The sequence below is a fragment of the Candidatus Symbiopectobacterium sp. genome, from assembly GCF_020054415.1.
Taxonomy (GTDB): Bacteria; Pseudomonadota; Gammaproteobacteria; order Enterobacterales; family Enterobacteriaceae; genus Symbiopectobacterium.
Genome location: NZ_JAHWCO010000477.1, coordinates 1 through 7,525, shown reverse-complemented (window position 1 = coordinate 7,525; position 7,525 = coordinate 1). Strand labels below are relative to the sequence as shown.

The 7,525-nt window shown below is 51.1% G+C and carries 6 protein-coding genes and 1 pseudogene; 4 read left to right on the top strand and 3 right to left on the bottom strand.

Annotated features, from left to right (window positions below):
* The 4 genes and pseudogenes from QZ506_RS13955 to QZ506_RS13940 all read left to right on the top strand — a co-directional run.
* Positions 1–85: pseudogene (locus QZ506_RS13955) on the top strand (lipoprotein); the annotation flags it as partial.
* A gap of 142 nt (positions 86–227) precedes the next feature.
* Positions 228–980 carry an FNR family transcription factor gene (locus QZ506_RS13950; RefSeq protein ID WP_291971824.1) on the top strand — a complete coding sequence of 251 codons (753 nt, stop codon included), beginning with the start codon at positions 228–230 and terminating at the stop codon, positions 978–980.
* 120 nt (positions 981–1,100) lie between these two features.
* The gene (gene uspE, locus QZ506_RS13945; RefSeq protein WP_291971822.1) at positions 1,101–2,060 is read left to right on the top strand and encodes a universal stress protein UspE; all 960 of its coding nucleotides are present in this window, start codon (positions 1,101–1,103) and stop codon (positions 2,058–2,060) included.
* Between the two features lie 196 nt (positions 2,061–2,256).
* On the top strand, positions 2,257–4,029 hold the full coding sequence (locus tag QZ506_RS13940; RefSeq protein ID WP_291971820.1) for a glycoside hydrolase family 3 protein: 1,773 nt from the start codon (positions 2,257–2,259) through the stop codon (positions 4,027–4,029).
* 70 nt (positions 4,030–4,099) lie between these two features.
* On the opposite strand, the gene pntB is transcribed toward QZ506_RS13940, so the two are convergent.
* The 3 genes from pntB to QZ506_RS13925 all read right to left on the bottom strand — a co-directional run.
* Positions 4,100–5,488: a Re/Si-specific NAD(P)(+) transhydrogenase subunit beta gene (pntB, locus tag QZ506_RS13935; protein ID WP_291971819.1), complete on the bottom strand. Its 1,389-nt coding sequence runs from the start codon at positions 5,486–5,488 to the stop codon at positions 4,100–4,102.
* Between the two features lie 10 nt (positions 5,489–5,498).
* On the bottom strand, positions 5,499–7,028 hold the full coding sequence (gene pntA / locus QZ506_RS13930) for a Re/Si-specific NAD(P)(+) transhydrogenase subunit alpha (RefSeq protein ID WP_291971816.1): 1,530 nt from the start codon (positions 7,026–7,028) through the stop codon (positions 5,499–5,501).
* Between the two features lie 132 nt (positions 7,029–7,160).
* Positions 7,161–7,525: transposase (locus QZ506_RS13925; RefSeq protein WP_291971814.1), on the bottom strand; the 365-nt coding region annotated here is incomplete at its 5' end.

Here is a 7,525-nt window from a genome sequence, read left to right as displayed (position 1 = left end):
TCAGGTGGGTGAAGCCATGGCCATGGTCAAAGCGCTTAACCGGATCACGCTATTAGGAATGCCGAACAGTATTCGCATCACGTAACAATCGACCCGTATGGGGCGCAGTCGTCACAAGTTCTGATTTATTCAACAAAGCCTCGTTTGATATACGAATGACGACACTTACCATCACCGATAAAAGCTGTTAAAATTGACCGATATCAATTATCGACTGAGTAAAGTCTATGATCCCGGAAAAGCGAATTATTCGGCGCATTCAGTCTGGTGGTTGTGCAATCCATTGTCAGGATTGCAGCATCAGCCAGCTGTGCATTCCTTTTACATTAAATGAACACGAGCTCGATCAGCTCGATAATATCATTGAAAGGAAGAAGCCGATCCAAAAGGGACAAGCACTGTTCATAGCCGGTGATGAACTGAAATCACTCTATGCGATCCGCTCCGGAACCATTAAAAGTTACACTATCACCGAACAGGGTGACGAACAGATTACCGGTTTCCATTTGGCGGGCGATCTGGTCGGTTTCGATGCCATTGGCAACGCCCAGCATCCCAGCTTTGCGCAGGCGTTGGAAACCTCTATGGTGTGTGAAATCCCCTTCGAGACGCTGGACGACCTTTCTGGCAAAATGCCGAATTTGCGCCAGCAGATGATGCGTCTGATGAGCGGAGAAATTCGTAGCGATCGAGACATGATACTGCTGCTGTCGAAGAAGAACGCCGAAGAGCGTCTTGCCGCGTTTATCTACAACCTGTCGCGACGTTTCGCCCAGCGCGGTTTCTCACCGCGTGAGTTCCGACTGACCATGACGCGCGGTGATATCGGTAACTACTTAGGGCTTACCGTAGAAACCATCAGCCGTTTGCTTGGCCGCTTCCACAAAGGCTGTATTCTGGCAGTGAAAGGAAAATATATCACCATCGAGAATATTGACGCACTGTCAGAAATGGCCGGAACTACACGCGACAAAGCCTAACCTATTGCCGGGTCATTGTTTTTATTTTATTGATCCTGCTCTCATCACCAGTTGTTAAAAGCAATTCCCATGAGGTACTCTTAATTACCGGCTGTAAGGTGACAGCTGTTAGGAGGACCTATGGCAACATATCAGAACTTACTGGTAGCTATTGACCCGAATCAGGATGACCAACCCGCGCTGCGACGTGCAGTCTACCTGGTTCAGCGGTTAGGCGGTCGTATCAAGGCGTTCCTGCCGATTTATGATTTATCTTACGAAATGACTACCTTGCTCTCGCAAGACGAACGCACGGAAATGCGCCAGGGTGTCATTGAACAGCGGAAAGCATGGATTGCAGAACAGTGCGCCTACTACATTGAAGCCGGTATCCCTATCGATATCAAAGTGGTATGGCACAATAAACCCTATGTCGCCATTATTCAGGAAGTGATCGCCCACCAGCACGACCTGGTGTTAAAAATGGCCCACCAGCACGACAGGCTGGTGGCCGTGATTTTTACCCCTCTGGATTGGCAATTGCTGCGTAAATGCCCATGCCCGATGTGGATGGTGAAAGACCAACCCTGGCCCGAGAATGGCCGTGCGCTGGTCGCTGTCAACCTTGCCAGTGAAGATCCTTATCACGATCCGCTTAACATCAAGCTGGTGTCTGAAACGCTGGCGCTCGCCAAGCAGGTCGATCAAACCGAAGTGCATCTGGTCGGTGCCTATCCGGTTACCCCCATCAATATTGCTATTGAACTGCCGGATTTCGATCCCGGAGTCTATAGCGACGCTATTCGTGGCCAACACTTGATTGCCATGAAATCCTTACGCCAGAAATTTTCGTTGGACGAACGCCTTACGCATGTCGAAAAAGGGCTACCGGAAGAAGTTATCCCCGATCTGGCGGAACACTTGCAGGCAGGCGTGGTGGTGCTGGGCTCATTGGGTCGCACCGGGCTGTCGGCGGCTTTTATCGGCAACACCGTTGAACACGTTGTTGATCACCTTAAATGTGACCTGTTAGCCATCAAACCCAATGATTTTGTATCCCCTGTTACCCTTGATGGCGAGGGTGAGGATACCAAAGCTTAGTGCCTCAAGGCTATAATCTACTTCTCTGGACGAAATCGACCTGACGGCCGATTTCATTTTTTTATGCGCCAATAACCGTCGCTTGACACGCTGTGCCGTAATCTCATTTATGTTGTCAAACGGTTTAACGCATTTTCTCGTTTATGCTTTTCTTAGGTTAGAAGAGTTAACAAGCTATTGATACAGGAGATCGGCCATGGAAGTTCAGCAAATCCTACACGCCATGACGCTGGAGGAAAAGATAGGACAGAAAATCATGCTTGATTTTCGCCTCTGGCAACAGCAGGATATGATCGAGCCTAACAGCATCATCGCAAACCTGCTGCGCGTCCACAACATCGGTGGCGTCATTCTTTTTGCCAACAATTTGAAAAACAAAGAACAAATTAAAGCACTGACTTCGTGGTATGCCTCACTGGAATCCCTGTCTGGAGTTCGTTTGTTTATCGGCACTGACAATGAGGGCGGGAACGTATTTCGTTTACCGCGCGATGAGTATGCCCCGTTTTCAGGCAACATGGCGCTGGCCGCAGCGGTTACCGGTGGTGGCGATAGCCAACTCTCCTACGCGCAGGGCACACACATGGGGTACGATTTACGGTCGTTGAACATCAATACCAACTTTGCCCCTGTGGTCGACGTAAACAGCAATCCGCTCAATCCGGTGATTAATGTGCGCAGTTTTAGCGATGATGTCGCGACCGTCACGACACTAGCAGAAAAAATCTCTGCTGGCATGCAGCAACAAGGTGTGATGACGGCTTATAAACACTTTCCCGGTCATGGTGATACCTCAACCGATTCCCATACGTCTCTGCCACGGGTTGATCGTTCGCGCCACGACGCTTTCGCCATTGATATCGCTCCCTTTGCACACGCCGTTGAACATGGGTCTGCACCCGATATGATCATGACGGCTCACATTCAGTACCCCGCTCTGGATAACAGCCATATCACGACCTGCAACGGTGAAAGCATCATTGTGCCAGCGACCATGTCGCGAGAAATACAGAGCAATCTGCTGCGTGAACAACTGCACTATCAGGGCGTCACCATCACCGATGCGTTGGACATGGGCGCGATCGCAGACCACTTTACGCAACAAGACGCGCTGGATGCGGTGTTTAAGGCAGGCGTAGACATAGCACTGATGCCTGTCAGCATAACCACACCGGAACAGGGCGCAGCGCTGTCAGCCTTGATTGCCCGCATTGTTGAGAAAGTGAAACAGGGTGACTATAGTGAGGCGGAAATCAACGAATCCGTAGCGCGTATCCTCACGTTGAAACAGCGCTATCACCTGCTGGGCAATGCCAGTGCACCAACGATCGCCCCCCCCAACGACGATACCGAAGCCCTGATTTCCGATCGTTCAATCACTGCCGTGATTAATCAACATGCCACGCTACCGCTGCACGATAAAAACTTACGCTACTTTATCCTGACGCCCGGGATGGAGCAGGCCGACGGAATAAAAATAACGATGGCACAATATGGTTACTCTCACGTTGATATCGCCAAGGAGTCGCAATTAACCGATAGTGAGATTCGCCAGAGGATAGCGCAATGTGATGTTTTTCTGCTCGGAACCCTCTCGACCCGTTTTACACCGGTGGAAAAGGACGGTATTGCAACAGGGGAAAACACGCTGCAAAACGATACGGCGCGCTACCTGGACTGGTTACGTTATGCGGGTTCGCTCGCCAAAACACGGGTACATTTGTCACTGCGTGCTCCTTATGACATTGCCCTTTATGCCAATGACGTTGAGGCCGCTGTCGCCAGTTACGCCTATTTTGGCTGTGACAACGGTGTATGGCATGGGAAATCTATGATATCGCTGGCGAAAGTGCTGACAGGAAACGCCTCTCCGCGGGGCAAGTTGCCGGTGGTGGTGTGGAAAGACTACGACGCAAAAACCAACACGGGTACGGTCGCCTTTCCACGCGGTTTTGGTTTGAGCTGGTAAACGGATAATCAATAAAAAAGGGCAGGATTTCCCCTGCCCTTATTAACTAACACGTCATGTCATAAACCTGCTACAACGCTTTCAGGATCGCTTCTACGCTTTCTTTGGCATCGCAAAACAGCATTTGGGTGTTTTCCTTGAAGAACAGCGGGTTCTGCACCCCGGCATAACCGGTGTTCATAGAACGTTTAAACACAATAACGTTCTGTGCTTTCCACACTTCCAACACGGGCATACCTGCAATCGGACTACCCTGATCTTCCTGTGCCGCCGGGTTCACCGTATCGTTAGCACCAATGACCAGCACGGTATCGGTATCGGAGAAATCGTCATTGATCTCTTCCATTTCCAGAACTACATCATAAGGCACTTTGGCTTCCGCCAGCAGCACGTTCATATGGCCCGGCAAACGCCCAGCAACCGGGTGGATACCGAAACGCACTTTGATGCCACGTGCACGCAATTTGGCCGTGATGTCATGCACCGGATATTGCGCCTGTGCTACCGCCATGCCGTATCCCGGCGTAATGATCACCGAAGTGGAGTTTTTCAGTAGTTCCGCTACGTCTTCTGCCGACGCTTCACGGTATTCACCCACTTCTTCGCTGGCGCCGGTAGAAGAACCATCGGTACCGAATCCGCCGGCAATGACGCTGAAGAATGAACGGTTCATCGCCTTACACATGATGCAAGAGAGAATCGCCCCCGAAGAACCGACCAACGCACCGGTAACGATCAGCAGGTCGTTGCTGAGCATAAAGCCCGCCGCCGCCGCCGCCCAACCGGAATAGGAGTTCAGCATCGACACCACCACAGGCATGTCAGCACCACCGATGGATGCCACCAGATGCCCACCGAACACCAGTGCAATGGCGGTCATGAATAGCAGAGCAATGCTCTGTCCTGCCACGCTGCCGGTATTCACAAACCACAACAGCAGCAGGAACGACACGACCAGCGCGGCCAGGTTCATCTTATGGCGATGCGGCAGCATCAGTGGCTTGGATGAAATAATTCCGCGCAGTTTACCGAAGGCCACCACGGAACCGGTAAAGGTTACCGCACCGATAAAGATGCCGAGGAACACTTCCGTCAGATGGATATTGACCATCACCGGATCGGTGATTTCACCGTGATCTAGGAAGCTGTTAAACCCAACCAATACCGCAGCAAGACCAACGAAGCTGTGCAGAATGGCGACCAACTCCGGCATTTCAGTCATTTCGACTTTACGCGCCAGGTAGATACCGACAGCACCACCGATCGCCATCGTGGCAATAATCCAGCCAACGTTTCCGGGATTCGGCCCGAGAATGGTGGCAATCAGCGCAATCGCCATCCCGTTAACGCCAAAGATATTCCCCTGACGTGATGTTTCATGTTTTGACAGCCCTGCCAGACTGAAAATAAACAAAATAGCGGCAACAATGTATGCAGCTGTAACCAATCCTCCAGACATGTGTTACCCCTTAGTTTTTACGGAACATTTTCAGCATGCGCTGGGTGACGGTGAAACCACCGAATATATTGATGCTGGCGGTCAGTACGGCAATGAAGGAGAAGAACGACACCCATCCACCATGACCGATCTGCATCAGCGCCCCCACCACAATAATGCCCGAAATCGCATTGGTAACGGACATCAGCGGCGTATGCAACGCATGACTGACGTTCCACACCACGTAGTAACCCACCACACACGACAACGCAAACACGGTGAAATGCGATAAAAACTCTTTCGGAGCCACGTTGGCCAGCCAGCCGAACAACAAAATAGCCAGGGCCATAAACGCGTATTCTTTCCACGGTGAAGCCGGTGTCGCTTCTACTTTTGGCGCAGCAGCGGCCGCCTTGGCCTGTTGCGGTTGTGCAGAAACCTGAATCGGCGGTGCCGGCCAGGTGACATCCCCTTCTTTCACCACGGTAACACCACGGATCACCACGTCATTGAAATCAACGGTGATGGTGCCGTCTTTCTCTTTGCACAACAGTTTCAACAAGTTAACCAAGTTGGTGGCATACTGCTGTGAAGATTGTGTCGGTAAACGGCTCGGTAAATCTGTGTAACCGATAATTTTCACACCGTTCTCAGTGACAGTCACCTGATCGGCAACAGTGAGTTCACAGTTGCCACCGGTTTGTGCCGCCAGATCGACAATTACGCTGCCCGGCTTCATGCTCAGCACCATCTCTTTGGTGATAAGGCGCGGTGCCGGTTTGCCAGGGATCAAGGCGGTAGTCACAATAATGTCGACGTCTTTCGCCTGCGCGGCGAACAGTTCCATTTCCGCTTTGATAAAGGCTTCGGACATCACTTTGGCATAGCCGTCACCGCTGCCCGCTTCTTCTTCAAAGTCAAGCTTAAGGAATTCGGCGCCCATACTCTGCACCTGTTCCTTAACCTCCGGGCGGGTGTCGAACGCACGCACAATCGCGCCCAAGCTGCCTGCTGCACCGACAGCGGCCAGCCCGGCAACGCCCGCACCGATCACCATCACTTTGGCGGGCGGTACTTTACCCGCAGCGGTAATCTGACCGGTGAAGAAGCTGCCAAACTCATGGGCGGCTTCCACAATGGCGCGGTAACCGGCAATATTTGCCATGGAGCTCAAGGCATCCAAGGATTGCGCACGAGAAATACGCGGCACAGAATCCATTGCCATCACGGTGATCTGACGCTCTGCCAGTTTTTCCAGCAATACCGGATTCTGAGCAGGCCAAATAAAACTCACCAGCGTGATGCCTGCACGCAACAACGCCGTTTCATCCTCCAACGGCGCGTTAACTTTGAAAATGATATCGGATTGCCAGACATCCGCCGGTTCCGCAATCGCTGCGCCCGCAGCGGCATAAGCGGCATCGTCGAAACTGGCCAATTTGCCCGCTTCACGTTCTACTGAGACCTCGAAGCCGAGTTTCAGCAACTGTTCCACCGTTTTCGGCGTTGCTGCGACACGCGCTTCATTGGCCAACCGTTCTTTTGGTATACCAATACGCATACTGATTCCCTATCGCTTATTTATACGAAGTTTTTATTGTCACCACACCTGATAACTCGATTTCCCGGCAATGCTTGCGCAACGTTCTGTTATCAACAATCACAAGGCAATGACATATATACCCAATAAACCTCAAGATGCAGGTTTGAGCACCTGAAAACGATCGTGAATTCTGGACGTCAGCGAGTCCGCTATTTCTGGTAGCGTATTGGTGAAAAAATTGAATATTGCATCCCGAAAATCGCTGGTGTTTTCAAAATAGCGATTATTCCGTGCATGCTCATTCATCACTTTCCGCAGGTGTTCTATCGCGTTCAGATTTGGACTGTAAGGCGGTAAATAGTGAAGCTCTATGTTCACGACAAAGGCCCAATCCTTAATCAATTGGGTTCGGTGATAACACGCACCGTCCAGTATTACATGGATTCTCTGTCGGTAATCAGGGTAACGTTTGCGTATCTCAATGAAAAAACGAGCAATGTTGTAGTCATTAATTG